This window comes from Vibrio brasiliensis LMG 20546, from assembly GCF_000189255.1.
GTDB classification, from domain to species: domain Bacteria; phylum Pseudomonadota; class Gammaproteobacteria; order Enterobacterales; family Vibrionaceae; genus Vibrio; species Vibrio brasiliensis.
Map to the genome: position 1 here is coordinate 15,238 of NZ_AEVS01000089.1, position 17,607 is coordinate 32,844.

18 protein-coding genes are annotated in these 17,607 nt (G+C 46.7%); 13 read left to right on the plus strand and 5 right to left on the minus strand.

Annotated features, from left to right (window positions below):
• Nucleotides 1-93: 93 nt before the first annotated feature.
• The 3 genes from pckA to hslR form a co-directional block, all read right to left on the minus strand.
• Nucleotides 94-1,725, minus strand: coding sequence for a phosphoenolpyruvate carboxykinase (ATP) (gene pckA / locus RH46_RS17245; RefSeq protein WP_006880799.1), 1,632 nt, complete (start codon nucleotides 1,723-1,725; stop codon nucleotides 94-96).
• Between the two features lie 336 nt (nucleotides 1,726-2,061).
• Nucleotides 2,062-2,937 (minus strand): Hsp33 family molecular chaperone HslO, encoded by an 876-nt coding sequence (gene hslO, locus RH46_RS17250; RefSeq protein ID WP_006880800.1) that lies wholly within the window; start codon nucleotides 2,935-2,937, stop codon nucleotides 2,062-2,064.
• 29 nt (nucleotides 2,938-2,966) lie between these two features.
• The gene (hslR, locus tag RH46_RS17255) at nucleotides 2,967-3,353 is read right to left on the minus strand and encodes a ribosome-associated heat shock protein Hsp15 (protein ID WP_006880801.1); all 387 of its coding nucleotides are present in this window, start codon (nucleotides 3,351-3,353) and stop codon (nucleotides 2,967-2,969) included.
• Between the two features lie 223 nt (nucleotides 3,354-3,576).
• Here hslR and gspC point away from each other — a divergent pair, with 223 nt between their 5' ends.
• Genes gspC through RH46_RS17315 form a run of 12 tightly spaced genes read left to right on the plus strand, consistent with a single transcriptional unit; the run spans nucleotide 3,577 to nucleotide 14,771 of the window.
• On the plus strand, nucleotides 3,577-4,470 hold the full coding sequence (gene gspC / locus RH46_RS17260) for a type II secretion system protein GspC (protein WP_006880802.1): 894 nt from the start codon (nucleotides 3,577-3,579) through the stop codon (nucleotides 4,468-4,470).
• A gap of 35 nt (nucleotides 4,471-4,505) precedes the next feature.
• The gene (gene gspD, locus RH46_RS17265) at nucleotides 4,506-6,530 is read left to right on the plus strand and encodes a type II secretion system secretin GspD (RefSeq protein ID WP_006880803.1); all 2,025 of its coding nucleotides are present in this window, start codon (nucleotides 4,506-4,508) and stop codon (nucleotides 6,528-6,530) included.
• Nucleotides 6,530-8,020, plus strand: a complete 1,491-nt coding sequence (gene gspE, locus RH46_RS17270; RefSeq protein WP_006880804.1) for a type II secretion system ATPase GspE — start codon at nucleotides 6,530-6,532, stop codon at nucleotides 8,018-8,020. Before gspD ends, gspE begins: the two co-directional genes overlap by 1 nt.
• A complete protein-coding gene (gene gspF / locus RH46_RS17275) occupies nucleotides 8,020-9,246 on the plus strand; it encodes a type II secretion system inner membrane protein GspF (RefSeq protein WP_006880805.1) in 1,227 nt (408 codons plus the stop codon). Before gspE ends, gspF begins: the two co-directional genes overlap by 1 nt.
• A gap of 41 nt (nucleotides 9,247-9,287) precedes the next feature.
• A complete protein-coding gene (gspG, locus tag RH46_RS17280) occupies nucleotides 9,288-9,731 on the plus strand; it encodes a type II secretion system major pseudopilin GspG (RefSeq protein ID WP_006880806.1) in 444 nt (147 codons plus the stop codon).
• A 21-nt stretch (nucleotides 9,732-9,752) separates the two neighbouring features.
• A complete protein-coding gene (gspH, locus tag RH46_RS17285) occupies nucleotides 9,753-10,337 on the plus strand; it encodes a type II secretion system minor pseudopilin GspH (RefSeq protein WP_006880807.1) in 585 nt (194 codons plus the stop codon).
• Complete coding sequence (gspI, locus tag RH46_RS17290; protein ID WP_006880808.1) at nucleotides 10,324-10,680, plus strand: type II secretion system minor pseudopilin GspI; 357 nt, start codon at nucleotides 10,324-10,326, stop codon at nucleotides 10,678-10,680. The genes gspH and gspI overlap by 14 nt, the downstream gene beginning before the upstream one ends.
• Entirely contained in the window at nucleotides 10,667-11,317 is a 651-nt protein-coding gene (gene gspJ, locus RH46_RS17295; protein WP_006880809.1) for a type II secretion system minor pseudopilin GspJ, read from the plus strand. Before gspI ends, gspJ begins: the two co-directional genes overlap by 14 nt.
• Nucleotides 11,310-12,323, plus strand: coding sequence for a type II secretion system minor pseudopilin GspK (gene gspK / locus RH46_RS17300; protein WP_006880810.1), 1,014 nt, complete (start codon nucleotides 11,310-11,312; stop codon nucleotides 12,321-12,323). Before gspJ ends, gspK begins: the two co-directional genes overlap by 8 nt.
• On the plus strand, nucleotides 12,289-13,500 hold the full coding sequence (gene gspL / locus RH46_RS17305; protein ID WP_006880811.1) for a type II secretion system protein GspL: 1,212 nt from the start codon (nucleotides 12,289-12,291) through the stop codon (nucleotides 13,498-13,500). Before gspK ends, gspL begins: the two co-directional genes overlap by 35 nt.
• A 10-nt stretch (nucleotides 13,501-13,510) precedes the next feature.
• On the plus strand, nucleotides 13,511-14,002 hold the full coding sequence (locus tag RH46_RS17310; protein WP_006880812.1) for a type II secretion system protein M: 492 nt from the start codon (nucleotides 13,511-13,513) through the stop codon (nucleotides 14,000-14,002).
• Between the two features lie 4 nt (nucleotides 14,003-14,006).
• Nucleotides 14,007-14,771, plus strand: a complete 765-nt coding sequence (locus RH46_RS17315) for a type II secretion system protein N (RefSeq protein ID WP_040896132.1) — start codon at nucleotides 14,007-14,009, stop codon at nucleotides 14,769-14,771.
• A gap of 55 nt (nucleotides 14,772-14,826) precedes the next feature.
• Here RH46_RS17315 and envZ read toward each other — a convergent pair whose 3' ends face one another.
• Nucleotides 14,827-16,134 (minus strand): two-component system sensor histidine kinase EnvZ, encoded by a 1,308-nt coding sequence (gene envZ / locus RH46_RS17320; RefSeq protein WP_006880814.1) that lies wholly within the window; start codon nucleotides 16,132-16,134, stop codon nucleotides 14,827-14,829.
• Nucleotides 16,135-16,207: 73 nt separating this feature from the next.
• The gene (gene ompR / locus RH46_RS17325) at nucleotides 16,208-16,927 is read right to left on the minus strand and encodes an osmolarity response regulator transcription factor OmpR (protein ID WP_006880815.1); all 720 of its coding nucleotides are present in this window, start codon (nucleotides 16,925-16,927) and stop codon (nucleotides 16,208-16,210) included.
• A 174-nt stretch (nucleotides 16,928-17,101) separates the two neighbouring features.
• Here ompR and greB point away from each other — a divergent pair, with 174 nt between their 5' ends.
• A complete protein-coding gene (gene greB / locus RH46_RS17330) occupies nucleotides 17,102-17,581 on the plus strand; it encodes a transcription elongation factor GreB (protein WP_006880816.1) in 480 nt (159 codons plus the stop codon).
• Nucleotides 17,582-17,607 lie beyond the last annotated feature (26 nt).

Below are 17,607 nucleotides of genomic sequence, written 5' to 3' on the forward strand. Positions count from 1 at the left end.
GATTAGTGATACTAGCTTGGAACAAATTTTCATTTCAGGCAACAAAAAGCCCCTCAAATGAGGGGCTTAGATAAACAAATAGTGCAGAGGTCACTAATCCAGTTGAGGACCAGCTGCGACTAGTGATTTACCTTCATCATTGTCCGTGTACTTATCAAAGTTATTGATAAAGCGAGCAGCAAGATCTTTCGCTTTGCTTTCCCACTGTAGCGGATCTGTGTAGGTATCACGTGGATCCAGGATGCCTGGGTCAACGTCGTGCAGTGCAGTCGGTACTTCCAGATTGAAGATAGGGATGTGCTTAGTCTCAGCGTTTTCGATTGAACCATCCAGAATCGCGTCGATGATGCCACGAGTATCCTGAATTGAAATACGCTTGCCGCTACCATTCCAACCAGTGTTGACCAGGTAAGCTTCCGCACCAGCCGCTTCCATACGTTTAACCAGTACTTCAGCGTACTTGGTTGGGTGTAGTGTCAGGAACGCAGCACCGAAACATGCAGAGAATGTTGGTGTTGGCTCTGTAATACCACGCTCAGTACCCGCTAGCTTAGCAGTGAAGCCAGATAGGAAGTGGTACTTAGTCTGCTCTGGAGTCAGCTTAGATACTGGTGGAAGAACACCAAACGCATCCGCAGATAGGAAGATAACCTTATTCGCGTGACCTGCTTTAGATACTGGCTTAACGATGTTTTCAATGTGCTCGATAGGGTAAGAAACACGAGTGTTTTCTGTTTTCGAACCATCGTCAAAGTCGATAGAGCCATCTGAGCGAACAGTAACGTTCTCTAGCAGAGCATCACGACGAATCGCGTTGTAGATGTCTGGCTCGGCTTCTTTAGATAGCTTGATGGTTTTAGCGTAACAGCCACCTTCGAAGTTGAAGATACCATCGTCGTCCCAACCGTGCTCGTCATCACCGATTAGTTCACGTTTAGGGTCAGTTGATAGCGTTGTTTTACCTGTACCAGACAGACCGAAGAAGACAGCGACATCGCCGTTCTCTTTACACTTGTTCGCACTACAGTGCATAGAAGCGATATCTTTTAGAGGCAAGAAGTAGTTCATCATTGCGAACATACCTTTCTTCATCTCACCGCCGTACCAGGTACCGCCGATAAGCTGCATGCGCTCTGTCAGGTTGAATACAGTGAAGTTTTCAGAGTTAAGACCGTGCTCTTCCCACTTCTGGTTAGTACATTTTGCACCGTTCATTACCACGAAATCAGGTTCAAACGTTGATAGCTCTTCTTCGCTTGGACGGATGAACATGTTTTTTACGAAGTGTGCCTGCCATGCTACCTCGGTAATGACACGGATGCTTAGGCGCGTATCCGGGTTTGCACCACAGTAGCCGTCAATCACGAAAACACGTTTGCCAGAAAGCTGGTTAGTCACAAGCTCTTTCAGATCATTCCAAACGGCCTGATCGATAGGCTTGTTATCATTCTTAACGGCATCTGAAGTCCACCACATATGTTCTTCAGTCGTCGCATCCTTAACGATGTACTTATCTTTTGGTGAGCGGCCGGTAAAAATACCGGTATCAACAGCGACTGCACCTAACTCGGTAACTACACCTTTTTCGTAGCCTTCCAGATCAGCGCGAGTTTCTTCTTCGAACAACACTTCGTAGCTAGGGTTGCGAACAACCTCTTTTACGTTCTGAAGCCCGTGTTTGGTAAGATCAATTGTTGCAGCCTTTGTATGTTCCATAACGGTCATAGGTGCTCCTTATCGGAATATTTGTAGGGATTTTGTAATAATTTTTTAATTTTTATCTGCTCACCATGCTAGCAATGGGCCTCAGATAAAACAGGGATATAGCTCAAAAAATATCCGTAATTTTATTGGGGTTTTAAGCGACACATCACATATTGGTAGGGCTAGTTTATCGTGTGCGCAAAGCTTTGCGCTAGAGCAAAATTATTATTAATTGTCTAAAATTAACAGGTTAATTTATTACGGCTGAGGCTAGTTATAGCGAGGTTTTGATCACAAAAAGGCCAGCGAATGCTGGCCTTTTGAAGGGTAAATTACAAGCTTGGTATGCCGTAAAAATTAATGCAGTGTTTTGTTACCAGAATTTGCTTGATTAAATAGCTCTGATACTTCTGCTTCGTCGAACGTATAGTTCGTGCCGCAGTAATCACAATGTAAAGAAATTGAACCAATCTCTGCCAAAATGTCATTTACTTCCGCACGGTCGATGGTAACGATCGCTGCACCACTGCGGTCTCGAGAACAACCACAGAAAAACTCAACAGGTTGTGGTTCAAATACGCGAACCTTCTCTTGGTTATATAGACGGTAAAGCAGTTCGTTTGCTTCTAAACTGAATAGCTCTTCATCTTTAACGGTGTTTGTTAGCTGCTCCAGATGTTCGAAATCTTCTGGAGTACCAGTGCCATCAGGCATTACCTGGATTAGCATACCTGCAGCGTGAGCCTTGCCTTCATATTCGCCAGTTCGTAGCCATAGGCGTGTTTTTAGCTGCTCAGAGTTAGCAAAGTAAGCTTCTAGGATTTCAGACAGGTTATCGCCTTCAAGACCTACGATACCTTGGTAGCGTTCGCCTTTTTTAGGATCAATAGTGATCACTAGGTGACCTTTACCCATCAAGTCATGAATTGATGCGTCGTCAGCGATGTCACCTTCAAAACGAGCAACACCACGAATCTTCTGATCATGGTCGCCGTTGATAACTGCCAGTGATACTGGGCCGTCACCCTGAAGTTGCATGGTAATAGAACCTTCAAACTTCAGCGTTGCGGTTAAAAGCGTTGTTGAAACCAATAGCTCACCTAGCAACTTCTGGATTGGTGCTGGGTATTCCTTGCTAGAAATAATACGTTGGTAAGCTTCATCCAATTGTACCAACTCACCACGAACAGAAAGGTCTTCAAATAAGTAGCGGTTTAAAACATTGCTTGCCATGTGGCGTTTCCTCGTAAATCTGGTTGAGCTTATTGGTGTTTAAATTTAATGATATCGCGGCGCTGCTTCTTATCAGGGCGGCGATCTGGGCTAGGGTTGTGAGCATGAAGCTTGCGACGTGTCGCATTCTCTTCACGTTTATTTATGCTCTCAGCGGTCTCAGAGTAAAGCAGCTGAGCTTCTGGTGCTCCACGGCGTTGATCTGAGATCTTCTCAATAACCACGGTTTTCTCTTCGTGGCCTTGCCTTAAAGTAATGATCGCGCCGAGTTCGACTGCTTTGCTAGGCTTACTACGTTGGCCATTATAATGGACTTTACCACCATCGACCATATTTCGAGCGATGGAACGCGTCTTATAAAAGCGAGCGGCCCACAGCCATTTATCGAGCCTTACAGCTTCGGTTTGGGAACCCATTGTGATTTTTGCCCTCTAAGGTGAAGATTATTGATGCCCGTTATATGCCTAACAATGGTGACGAGAGTGGGATTTTTCAAGCAAGATCATAAAAATTGGCATTGCCAACCATTACGAGAATAGAGTTTTGTTATGTTTGGATATCGGTTATTTTGATACAATTAAACGCTATTTATCTGATAATTTACACAATTTCTACCTAACCATCGAAGAAGGACCTTGAGTGAAGCACAACAGCATCAACACGCTAATTAAGTTAGGTGAGAAGTTTAAACAGCAGCAAGTTCAACAACGAGCGAGCTTTGCGGTTATGCTCGTACTTTTAACGGCGACTGCATGGATTGCAGGACAAATGATTTGGCAGCCATGGAGTACGCCGACCGTCACTAAATGGCAGCCAACGGCTGCCGCTAAGGGGGAAGTGACGAGTTCGCCTCAAATTGACTTATCTAATCTGCAAAACAGCCATTTATTTGGTCAATATCAGCAAAGTGCTCCCGTTGTTCAACAGCCTAAAGTACAAGATGCGCCGAAAAGCCGTCTTAATGTGGTGTTAGTGGGTGTGGTTACCAGTTCTGTTCCGGAGAAAAGTCTGGCGGTGATTGCCAATCAAGGGCGTCAGGCGACTTATGGTTTGAACGAAGTAATAGAAGGCACACGCGCTAAGCTGATTCAGGTACAGCAGGATCGCGTCATTATTGATAACGCAGGGCGCAATGAGACGGTGATGCTTGAGGGGCTTAAGTTTACTAAGCCTTCAGCGCCGGTCGCTGAAACCAAGAATAACCAGATTCGCTCAACTGCATCTCAGGATACTTTAGAGCAGATACGTCAGGAAATTCGCAATGACGCACAGACGCTGTTCCAGTACGTGCGCATGTCGCAAGTAAAGCGAGATGGGGAAGTGATCGGTTATCGATTGTCTCCGGGTAAAGATAAGTCACTATTTGAATCTGTCGGATTAAAAGCGGGTGATATTGCTACTGCAATAAATGGACTTGATTTAAAAGACTCAGCGTCGATGAGCGAAGTTTGGAGCAATTTGTCGCAGATGACTGAACTGAATTTGACTGTTGAACGCAATGGTCAGTCATATGAGATATACATTGAATTATAAGATTGACGTCACGACGTCGTCTCGAGGAGTAAAGAGTGAACCATTGGCTTAAGAAAAGCGCATGGCTTTTAGCGGGAAGCTTACTAGTATCACCAACTATGGCTGTAGCGGATGACTTTAGTGCTAGCTTTAAAGGCACTGACATCAGTGAATTTATCAACATTGTCGGTCGTAACTTAGAGAAAACAATCATTGTCGATCCGTCGGTGCGCGGCAAGATAGATGTGCGTAGCTACGATATGCTGTCTGAAAAGCAGTACTACAGTTTCTTCCTCAATGTATTGGAAGTGTACGGTTTTGCTGTTGTGGAGATGGACAATGGCATTTTAAAAGTTATCAAAGCAAAAGATGCTAAAACATCGGCAGTTCCAGTGGTCGGAGACGGTAACATCAATGGTGATGAGGTCGTCACTCGAGTTGTCGCGGTACGCAATGTATCTGTACGTGAACTTTCGCCACTACTGCGTCAATTGAACGACAATGCCGGAGCGGGTAACGTCGTACACTATGATCCTGCAAATATCATCTTAATCACAGGCCGAGCGGCGGTAGTTAATCGTCTGGCTGATATCATCAAACGTGTCGATCAGGCTGGTGACAAAGAGATCGAAGTGGTGGAGCTGGCGAACGCATCTGCAGCTGAAATGGTTCGTATCGTTGAAGCATTAAATAAGACCACTGAAGCAAAGAACACTCCTGCCTTCCTACAGCCAAAGTTGGTTGCTGACGACCGCACTAACTCAATCCTTATTTCTGGTGACCCTCAGGTTCGTCAACGTCTGCGCAAGCTTATTCAACAGCTAGATGTAGAAATGGCTTCCAAAGGTAACAACCGAGTGGTTTATCTGAGATATGCCAAAGCAGAAGACCTGGTTGATGTTCTTAAAGGGGTTTCTGATAACTTGCAGGCAGAGAAATCAACAGGAGCAAAAGGCAGCAATACTCAGCGTGGCGAAGTAATGATTGCCGCTCACCCAGAGACTAACGCTCTGGTCGTGACTGCTCCGCCAGATATTATGAATGCGCTGCAAGATGTTATCTCGCAGCTGGATATTCGACGAGCACAGGTACTGATTGAAGCGCTGATCGTTGAAATGGCCGAAGGTGACGGTATTAACCTTGGTGTCCAGTGGGGCTCGCTAGAAACTGGTGCAGTTATCCAGTATGGCAACACAGGCGTGCCAATCGGACAGGTGATGGTCGGTCTGGAAGAGGCGAAAGACACTACGACGACTGAGAGTTACTGGAACTCGACGGATAATAAGTGGGAGTCTCGTCAGACAACCGAACAAGGCGATTACTCGACACTGGCTTCTGCTCTTTCTGGTGCACAAGGTGCTGCTTTGAGTGTTGTCATGGGTGATTGGACCGCGCTAATTAGTGCTGTGTCTACTGACTCGAATTCAAACATCCTATCTTCTCCGAGCATTACAGTCATGGACAACGGTGAAGCGTCATTCATTGTTGGTGAAGAAGTACCGGTTATCACCGGCTCTACCGCTGGCTCAAACAATGACAACCCATTCCAGACTGTTGACCGTAAAGAAGTCGGTATCAAGCTGAAAGTGGTACCACAGATAAACGAAGGCAACTCAGTTCAACTGAATATTGAGCAGGAAGTGTCGAACGTTCTGGGTGCAAACGGCGCGGTGGACGTACGTTTTGCCAAACGTCAGCTTAATACCTCGGTTATGGTTGAAGATGGTGCCATGATTGTTCTGGGCGGCTTGATTGATGAGCGTGCGCTGGAGAGTGAGTCAAAAGTACCGCTACTTGGCGACATTCCTTATCTAGGCCACCTGTTTAAATCGACCAGTACTCAGGTTGAGAAAAAGAACCTGATGGTATTTATCAAACCAACCATTATTCGTGATGGTATGACTGCGGATGGCATTACTCAGCGTAAGTACAACTTCATTCGTGCAGAGCAGCTGTATAAGGCAGATCAGGGCCTTAAGCTAATGAGTAGCGATAATATTCCTGTCTTACCAAAGTTTGGTGACGATATCCGTCATCCAGTTGAAATTCAGGCATTTCTCGATCAGATGGATAGTCAGTAATGGATGCACACGTAACGCCATTTTCTAAGCGTTTACCATTTAGCTTTGCCAACCGGTTCAAGTTAGTGCTTGAACCTACTGAGACGGGAGCAGTGCTTTACTACGTCGAGCCAATTTCAATTCAGGCTTTGCTTGAGGTGAAACGCGTTTTCGCGCAGACGTTTTCTCTGCAGCCGTTAAGTAAAGAGGCGTTTGATAGCAAGCTCACTGAAGCGTATCAACGTGACTCTTCTGAAGCTCGTCAGTTAATGGAAGATATTGGTGCAGATAGTGATGATTTCTTCTCTTTGGCTGAGGATTTACCTCAGGATGAAGACCTGCTTGAGTCGGAAGACGACGCACCAATCATTAAACTGATCAATGCAATGCTCGGCGAGGCAATCAAAGAGGGCGCTTCGGATATCCATATCGAGACTTTTGAGAAAACGCTCTCGATCCGTTTCCGTATTGATGGCGTACTGCGCGAAGTCCTTTCGCCAAGCCGCAAGCTTGCACCTCTGTTGGTGTCTCGCGTCAAGGTTATGGCAAAGCTGGATATTGCTGAAAAACGTGTTCCTCAGGATGGTCGAATTTCACTGCGCATTGGTGGTCGAGCGGTAGATGTCCGTGTTTCGACCATGCCTTCTTCACATGGTGAGAGGGTAGTAATGCGTCTGCTGGACAAAAATGCGACTCGCCTCGACTTGCACAGTTTAGGTATGACCCCGAGAAACCACGATGCGTTTGGCACCATGATTCAGCGTCCCCATGGCATTCTTTTGGTTACCGGTCCGACAGGTTCGGGTAAGTCGACCACCCTGTACGCAGGTCTAACGGAAATCAACAGTAATGAGCGCAATATCCTTACCGTAGAAGACCCGATTGAATTTGATATCGACGGGATTGGTCAGACCCAGGTTAACCCGAAAGTCGATATGACATTTGCCCGTGGCTTGCGTGCGATTCTGCGTCAGGACCCTGATGTGGTGATGGTGGGTGAGATTCGTGACCTGGAAACGGCTCAAATTGCGGTTCAGGCCTCGCTGACGGGTCACTTAGTGATGTCGACACTCCATACCAATACCGCGATTGGTGCGATTACCCGTCTACGAGATATGGGTATCGAACCATTTTTGATCTCCTCTTCGCTGCTCGGTGTTCTTGCTCAGCGACTGGTCAGAACATTATGTCCTGACTGTAAAGAGGCTTATCAACCAGATAATGAAACCAAGAAGCTGTTTGATGTTGAGGCAGACAGTGAACTGACCCTATACCGCGCCTGTGGTTGCGAGTCCTGCAACTTTAAAGGTTACCGCGGACGTACTGGGATCTATGAGCTACTGATTGTTGATGAAGATGTTCAGACCTTGATTCACAGCGAAGCTGGTGAACAAGATATCGAAAAACACATTCGTCGCCATACGCCGAGTATTCGTAGTGATGGACTAAACAAAGTGCGTCAGGGTGTTACTTCTCTTGAAGAAGTCTTGAGAGTGACCAAGGAAGGCTAATGGCGGCATTTGAATACAAGGCTCTTGATGGGAAAGGCAAAACCAAGAAAGGCGTAATTGAAGGTGATAACGCCCGACAGGTTCGTGCTCGACTAAAAGAACAGGGTCTTATCCCGGTAGAAGTCAACGAAACGCGACAGAAAGCGAAGAAGAGCAGCGGCCAGTCTGCTTCATTTCAATTTAAGCGTGGCCTAAGTACTCCGGATTTAGCCCTGATTACCCGACAACTCGCAACCTTGGTTCAGTCAGGAATGCCGCTCGAAGAGTGTCTGAAAGCAGTCTCTGAACAATCAGAGAAACCACGCATTCGTACTATGTTGTTAGCGGTACGCTCTAAAGTGACGGAGGGTTACACACTTGCTGACAGTCTGGCTGATTATCCGCATGTATTTGATGATCTGTTTCGTTCAATGGTTTCTGCGGGGGAAAAGTCCGGTCATTTGGATTCAGTGTTAGAAAGGTTGGCTGATTACGCTGAGAACCGTCAGAAGATGCGCTCTAAGCTGCAACAGGCTTTGATATATCCAGTGGTGCTGGTGGTGTTTGCGGTTGGTATTGTCGCGTTTCTGCTGGCAGCCGTGGTACCGAAAATTGTTGGTCAGTTTGTCCAGATGGGGCAGGAACTACCAAAATCTACTCAGTTTTTACTGTCATCGAGTGAATTTATTCAAAACTGGGGGCTGCATCTGTTAGTCGCCATTTTACTGCTCACTTACCTGATTAAATATTTGTTAAGTAAACCGAATATCCGTTTGAGCTGGGATCGGAAGATCATCGCGATGCCGTTAGTCGGTAAGATTGCGCGAGGGCTTAATACCTCCCGCTTTGCTCGAACCCTTTCGATATGTACCTCAAGTGCGATTCCAATTTTGGAAGGTATGCGCGTTGCGGTAGACGTAATGTCGAACCATTACGTTAAACAGCAGGTCTTACTGGCGATAGATAATGTTCGTGAGGGCTCTAGCTTACGTCGCGCTTTAGAACAGACCAAACTCTTCCCTCCAATGATGCTGCATATGATTGCTAGTGGCGAGCAGAGTGGTGAGTTAGAGGGGATGCTGACGCGTGCGGCGGACAATCAGGACGCAAACTTTGAATCAACCGTAAACATTGCATTGGGTATCTTTACCCCAGCTTTGATTGCTCTTATGGCGGGTCTGGTGCTGTTTATTGTGATGGCAACCCTAATGCCAATTTTAGAAATGAATAACTTAATGAGTTCATAATAGCTTCGAGCATAACGAAGCTAATTGTTGTGGAGAAAAAAATGAACAAGAAAATGAAGGGTCAGAAAGGCTTTACTCTGTTAGAAGTAATGGTAGTGGTGGTCATTCTTGGTATTTTGGCTAGTTTTGTGGTTCCTAACTTATTAGGTAACAAAGAGAAGGCGGATCAGCAGAAAGCGATCACTGATATTGTTGCACTAGAAAACGCGCTGGATATGTACAAGCTGGATAACAGTGTTTACCCGTCAACAGATCAAGGTCTGGAAGCATTGGTAACTAAGCCATCTAGTCCAGAGCCGCGCAACTACCGTGATGGTGGTTATATCAAGCGTCTTCCGTCTGATCCATGGGGTAATGACTACCAATACCTTAGCCCTGGTGATAATGGCAATATCGATATCTTTACTTTAGGTGCAGATGGTCAAGAGGGTGGCGAAGGTGCTAACTCGGACATCGGTAACTGGAACATTCAAGATTTTCAGTAAACATACCAAGCAGAATTAACTATGCGTCGTCATTCGGGCTTTACTCTGCTTGAAATATTATTGGTGCTGGTGCTGATTTCTCTCGCATCAGTTGCCGTTATTTCAACCCTGCCCATTAGCGTAGAAGATGGTGCAAAGAAGCAAGCACAGTCTTTGTACTATCGCATTCAACTGTTGAATGAAGAGGCGATGCTTAGTGGTCGTGATTTTGGCTTAAATCTCGATCAGAAGAAGTCCAGCTATAGCTTTATGCACTTAACATCCGAAGGATGGCAGAAGCTGGAAGAGCAACATATTCCGCAGCAAACAGAGTTAGATTCTGGTCTTGCGCTCACCTATACGCTTGGTGGCGATATATGGAGCGACAAAGATCGTCTGTTTGAACCGGGTAGCCTGTTTGATGAAGATATGTTTGCTGAGCAAGACGGTGAGAAAAAGTTACCACCACCGCAGGTGTTTATTATGTCCAGCGGTGAGATAACCCCAGTCTCGATCGCTATTTACCCGCATAAGCGAGATGTAGAGCGTGACGCCTGGCATGTCGTGGTTAAAGAGAACGGCCAGATAATATTGTTAGCCCCAGGAGAGCAAGATGAAGGGGCGTAAGCAAGGCTTTACCTTACTCGAAGTGTTGGTCGCGCTGGCTATTTTTGCCACTGCTGCGATAGCAACTATTCGCTCAGTTAGTCAGCACATTAATACTCTTAACTTTTTAGAAGAGAAAACCTTCGCGGCCATGGTTGCTGATAATCAGATGGCAAAAGTGATGTTGTCGACAAGCAAACCGAGCAAGAAGAAGGGTACGGAAACCTTAGCCGAGCGAGAATGGTATTGGTCAGTCGAGCCGGTATCAACCGCTGGGGATCTTCTGCAGGCATTTGACGTTAAGGTGGCGACGAGCGCCAAAGGGACTCCTATTGTGACGGTAAGAAGCTATGTCCCGAAGTAACTTAGCGCGTTCACAGGGTTTTACCTTAATTGAAGTGCTGGTGGCGATCGCGATTTTTGCCAGCTTGAGTGTTGGTGCGTATCAGGTTCTTAATCAGGTTCAGCGCAGTAACGAGCTGTCATTAGAACGTAGTGAGCGACTGAAAATTCTGCAGAGAGCGTTAGTCTTTATGGATAACGACTTTCGTCAAATGGCACTGCGACAGTCTCGAACCAATGGGGAAGAGCCGTTTCCTAAACTGATCCAGTGGCAAGATTATCTGCTTGATTCAGATACCAAGGGCGTGATGTTTGTTCGAGCTGGCTGGCATAACCCTCAGCAGCAGTTCCCCAGAGGGGAAGTAAGCAAAGTGGGTTATCGGGTCAAAGATGGCCAGCTGCAACGTATATGGTGGCGTTATGCTGACACACCAGCGGGGCAGGAAGGGATCGTGATGCCGTTAATTAATGATGTAGAGTCATTTGAGCTGCGATTCTACGATGGCAGTAAATGGCAGGAAAGCTGGGAAACGAACTATACCTTGCCAAAAGCCGTTTCGGTTAATCTAGAGCTGGCTGACTATGGCAAGATTGAACGAATTTACCTTACGGCTGGTGGAGAATTAGCGGTCGATGAGGAGCTGCGAGAAGATGGCTAGTAAGCAGCGCGGTGTAGCACTCATTATCGTCTTGTTGCTATTGGCAGTGATGGTCAGTATTGCAGCGAGTATGGCCGACCGCTTGTTTGGTCAGTTCAGGCGCGCTGGCAATCAACTCAGCTACCAGCAAGCATACTGGTATAGCGTTGGAGCAGAAGCACTGGCGCAAGCTGGCTTGCAACAGAGTTTTAAAGACTCAGATACGATAAACCTCTCTCAGCCGTGGGCACTTGAGGAGCAAACTTATCCGCTAGATTACGGCACATTAAAAGGCCGGCTGGTTGATAAGCAGGCTTGTTTTAACCTCAATGCGCTCTCTGCGGAGACCAATAGGTCTGACTCTGGTGGTTCTCCTTATTTGGTTGAAGCTTTCCAACGCTTACTCGAAGAGTTAGAGGTTGAAAGCTATCAGGCGGAGACAATTTCACAGTCTGTATGGGAGTATCTGGATAGCAATGATACCAGTAACTCCACTGCTGGAGTCGAAGATAGCTACTATGAGTCAATTACGCCAGCTTACCTTGCAGCTAATAGTATGTTGGCTGACAGCTCGGAATTGAGAGCTGTTAATCAGGTATCCGGTGAAGTGATGGAGAAAGTATTGCCCTATGTGTGCGCAATACCTACCTCTGATCTTCGGATCAATATTAATACGCTTCAACCGGAACAAGCTGAACTACTCTCCGTACTTTTTTACCCGCATCTGGCCGTAGGGGATGCGAAAAAACTGCTTGATAACCGTCCTTTCGATGGTTGGGCATCGGTTGATGAAATGCTCGCTGAAGGAGCCTTCTCTGGTATGAATGAAGAAGTAGTCAAAGAGGCCAAAGGTTATCTCGCGGTGACTAGTTCTTATTTTGAAATGGATGTGGAGATCATCGTCGATGACTCCCGAGTAAGAGTTCGAAGCTTACTCTTTAGTAATAATCAAGAAACTGCGACGGTTATTCGCCGTCGCTTCGGAGGTATCGGTGAACGAGTTTCTGATCGTTCGACTGAGCAATAATCCGGCGCAGGCTATCCATTGGTTAGTCTGGTCGGTAACACAGCAGGAAGTGATAGCCAGCGGTGAGTTGGCGAACTACGATGCACTTGCAGATATCGCACCATACAGTGAGAACCGCCGCACGATTGTATTGCTTGCGTCGTCGAGTCTGGTGCTATGTGATGTCGCTATTCCAGCAGGCGCTAGTCGTCAGCTTGAAACCATGCTGCCGTACGTGTTGGAAGATGAGTTGGCGCAAGATGTCGAGCAACTCCACTTTACTATTTTGCATAAGGGCGATGGTCGTGCCCAGGTGTGTGCGGTCGACGCTGACTGGCTGACCAGTGTGTTGCAACAGTTGCGAGATATTGGCTGCCAGATTCATAAGGTGTTGCCTGATGTGTTGGCGCTACCAGATGTGGATGGAATTGCTGCTGTAGAGCTTAATGGCGAATGGTTACTTAAAAAATCGCCGTTTTCCGGACTGGCTATCGATAGTGAATGGCTTGAGCTGATCGCTCAGTCTGACTGGGTTAAGAATGGCGACGACTATTTATCGTTAAGAGCATACTCGTCGTTACCTCCGTTGCCTTTGCAGCAAGATCAAGAGTGGCAGAATGAACAGCCGCAACTAGTCATGCAGTTGTTGGCGGAGCAGGCTGTTGAAAGCAAAATTACCCTGTTAACTGGACAATTTAAACCTAAATCTTCAATGAGTCGTTATTGGAAGGTGTGGCAGAAAGTCGCGATTGCCGCGGTGTTACTCCTTGCAGTCATTGTTGTCGATAACGTACAGAAAATTCAGCGCTATGAGGCTCAGGCTGCGGCGTACCGAGCTGAGAGTGAGCGTATTTTCCGTCAGTCACTACCAGGGAAAAACAAGATACCAACAGTAAGCTACCTTAAGCGAGAGCTTGAGCAGCAAGCACGACTTCTGTCTGGCACTAGTAGTGATGGCTCTTTGCTCGAAATCTTCGCTTCACTCCCACCAATACTCAAACAAGTGCCCGCTCTGAGCCTGGTCAGTGTTAAGTATGATAACGGTCGTAATGAAGTGAGAGTTCAGGCTCAAAGCAAAGACTTTCAAACGTTTGAAAAAGCAGCCGAGTTGCTAGCAACTCGATTTGAGGTTGAGCAGGGACAGCTTAATCGTTCAGGGAGTCAGGTAAATGGCTCGTTTATATTAAAACCATTGTGAGGTGTGATAAGTGAAAGGTTTACTGACGTCCTTACAAACTTGGTGGCTGAGTATTTCCCAGCGTGAACAACGTCTGGTGGTGGTATGCGCTGTGCTGGTGGCGTTAGGCAGTATCTACTGGGGTGTTGTACAACCTGTGCTCCAGAGAGCTGATAATGCGCAAATGCGAATCCAGAGTGAGCGACAACTGCTGTCTTGGGTAAAGAATAAAGCTGATGAAATAAGTGAGCTCAAAGCTCAGGGTGGGGTGGCTGTCTCTAGTATGCCAATCAACCAGGCAGTGTCATCCAGCGTTAAACGATTCAACGTTGAGTTGATCAGAATGCAGCCTCGCGGTGAGCAGTTTCAGGTCTGGGTTGAACCTATGCCGTTTAATCAGTTTGTTAGCTGGATAGCCTATTTACAGGACTCCTATGGTATTGAGGTAGTCTTCCTCGATATTGATAAAGGCGATCAAGATGGTCTGATTGAAGTGAATAGACTGCAGTTGAGTAGAGGGTAATCAGGTGAAAAAAGCCGTTCTATCGGGGATGTTTCTCAGTAGTGTCTTTGTGGTGAGTGCTATGGCTCATTTACCTGCGCAGTTTGTTATTCAATACGCGCCTTTACCGGGCCAATTGAGCATTAATGGTGTCGAGGGCACGGTCTGGCAGGGTTCTGCTCAACAGATTCGTTGGCAAGGAACAAGTTATGGCGCTCTCAATTGGCAGCTTAATCCAGCAAAAGTGCTTACCGGAGCTCTTGAGGCACAAGTTCGATTTGGCCGAGGCAGTGACCTCTCTCTCCAGGGGCGAGGTGTTGTTGGCTACGACCTGAATGGCTTGTATGCGCAAAACTTTATCGCCGCTATTCCCGTCGAAGAAGTGAGCAAGTTTGCGCCACGTTTACCAGTACCGCTTGATTTAAATGGCCAGGTTGAAGTTAATCTCCGCTCTTATCGTTATGCCCAACCATACTGTGATAGCGCGCAAGGGAGCCTGGTGTGGAATACTCAAGCGGTAGGGACACCACTGGCGGATCTTTATCTTGGACCTGTCATTGCACAATTCAGCTGTCAGCAGAATAATATTGATGTTGAAGGCGAGCAGCAGAGTGAACAAGTTGAAAGTGGCTTTAATGCCCAGTTTAGTGGTGATCGTAGCTTTAAAGCGAGTGCCTGGTTTAAGCCATTAGGTGAGTTCCCACAAGCACTTCAACAGCAGTTGAAGTGGTTGCCTGAACAGGCAGACAGTGAAGGAAAATACCAGTTCAGTCAGCAAGGTCGCTGGTAACAGAACAAGGCAAAAGAACGAAAAAGGGCAGCGTGATTGACGCTGCCCTTTTACTTTACTTAGCGGTTGGAAAACTAAGCTGTACCTTCAAACCACCGCCGCTACGGTTATTAACGATAACTGAGCCGTTATGTTGGCTGACAATACGTTTGACAATTGCCAGTCCAAGCCCGGTCCCTTCACTGCCTCGGGCAGTATCACCGCGTGTGAAAGGTTCAAACAGTTTACCAATCTGGCTCTGTTCAATACCCGGGCCATTATCTTCAATACATACCCAAACCAGCTTATTGTCAGCGGTTGCACCGGTACTGACTTTTATCCAGCCATTACCGTATCGAATTGCATTGACGACCAGATTGCTCACGGCACGTTTAATGGCGATCGGACTGCCTAAGGTATCTTTTATCGACGGATCCATTTCCGTTTCAATCTGCACCTCATAGCCGCCTTCTGAAGAGGCAACGTCATTGGCAATTTCATTGAGATCGACAGCGACAAAGGACTGCTTATTAACAGGTTTTAGATAGTCCATAAACTGACTGATGATCTCATTACACTCTTCAGTGTCGCTAATAATGCCTTCCGCAAGATAGCTGTCTTCTGGTGACATCATTTCGGTTGCAAGACGGATTCGGGTCAGGGGTGTTCTGAGGTCGTGACTAATACCGGCCATCAATAAAGCCCTGTCATCTTCGAGCGCCTGAATGCCTTTTGACATTTGGTTGAAAGCCCGCGTAACAGAACGAATTTCTGAGGCTCCCTTCTCCGGAAGTGGTGGTGGGATTTCACCGCGACCGACGACTTTAGCGGCTTTCTCCAGTGCGATTAGAGGACGGTTTTGCAAACGGATAAATAGCCAACCACCCGCAACAATCAGCATTGCCATGATGAGACTATTGCGAAATAGTGGGGTGAAATCTTCCTCTTGTAGCTCAGAGAGTGGGATGCGCAGTAGTGACCCGGGTAACGAGTCTATTTTCATCCACAGTACGTAGCTTTCACTCCCCAGCATCATGCGTACATCTGTTGGTGAACCGAGCTCATTTGTCATCTCTTCACTCATAAGATCGATGCTGACCGCATGATAATACTCTTCGGCGATAGGGCTGTCTTCAGCATGAATGGTCACGCCGAGTTGCTCTAAGACACGTCGACGCAGCGGAGCATCCATTGCTAGTTCATCTTCCAGGCTGGCAGAGTCATCAAGCATCAGATTGATTTCATGGCCGAGAATCTTATTGAACTGCTGCAGGCTTGGCATTAACGCATAGTTGAATACTGCGTAGTAGGAGTAAACCTGACTTGCGATCAGCAGGGTGAGAAAGATAAAAATGGATTGAGTAAATGAGCTGCGAATGCGCATAACACCAACCTTAATAGGATTAGAAACAAAGAGTGCGAGACAAGGTCTCGCACTCTGGTAATACTGGTTAAGGTTAGGCTTCTTTTCCGTCTGGGACGAAGACGTAACCTAATCCCCAAACCGTTTGAATATAGCGTGGCTTACTTGGGTCGACCTCTAGCATACGACGTAAACGCGAAATCTGAACGTCAATCGAACGTTCCATCGCTGAGTATTCACGACCGCGTGCCATGTTCATCAGTTTATCACGTGACATCGGCTCACGTGCATTGGTGACAAGTGCTTTCAACACGGCGAATTCGCCAGAGGTTAGTGGCATAGCTTCTTCGCCACGGAACATCTCACGAGTGCCCAGATTAAGGCGGAAGTCACCAAATTCGACAATGGACTCTTCGCTGCTTGGTGCGCCCGGTAGTTCTGTTGTCTGACGACGTAGCACTGCTTTAATACGCGCGAGTAGCTCACGTGGGTTAAAAGGCTTCGGCAGATAATCATCTGCACCCACTTCAAGGCCGACAATGCGATCTATCTCGTCACCTTTAGCTGTTAGCATCAGAATCGGTAGCGTATTATTCGCATTACGCAGGCGACGACAAATCGATAGACCATCTTCACCTGGTAGCATCAGGTCAAGTACCATCAAGTGGAAGGTTTCGCGGGTTAGCAGGCGGTCCATTTGTTCGCTATTTGCAACACTACGAACTTGGAATCCTTGCTCAGACAAGTAACGCTCTAGTAGTGCACGAAGACGTGCATCATCATCAACAACTAAGATCTTGTGATTTTCTTGCATGTAATGGTTCCACCTATTTGATAAGCACGCACTAAATCAGGGTAAAGAGATGTCTACCCATTGTGCAGCTTAAAATGTAACACTGTTCTGGCCCAAGTGGCGCAAAGAATTGTTAACGTTTATTTCCTTTTTAGCTAATGTATATCGGAACTTCAATTTAATATCGTCAGAAATATGAAAACAAACCTAATAACGCGAGAAGGCTACGATCGACTCAAGCGCGAGCTCGATTTTTTATGGAAAGAAGAACGCCCGGAAGTGACTAAGAAAGTGACCTGGGCTGCCAGTCTGGGTGACCGCAGTGAAAACGCTGACTATCAATACAACAAGAAGCGTCTGCGTGAGATTGACCGCCGTGTCCGCTATTTGCGTAAACGTCTTGAACAAGTGAAGGTGGTCGACTATTCACCTCAGCAGGAGGGTAAAGTTTTCTTTGGTGCCTGGGTAGAAATTGAAAATGAAGCGGGCGAGATTAAGTCATTTCGCATTGTTGGACCGGATGAAATCTATGGTGATGCCAAAGGATATATATCTATCGATTCACCGATGGCTCGCGCCCTACTTAAGAAAGAAGTGGATGATGAGTTTAGCGTCAAAACCCCAGACGGCTACAAAGAGTGGTTTGTAAATCAGATTCGGTATTCAGCCGAGTAAGATGATATTGAGTGAAAAGTAGAAGT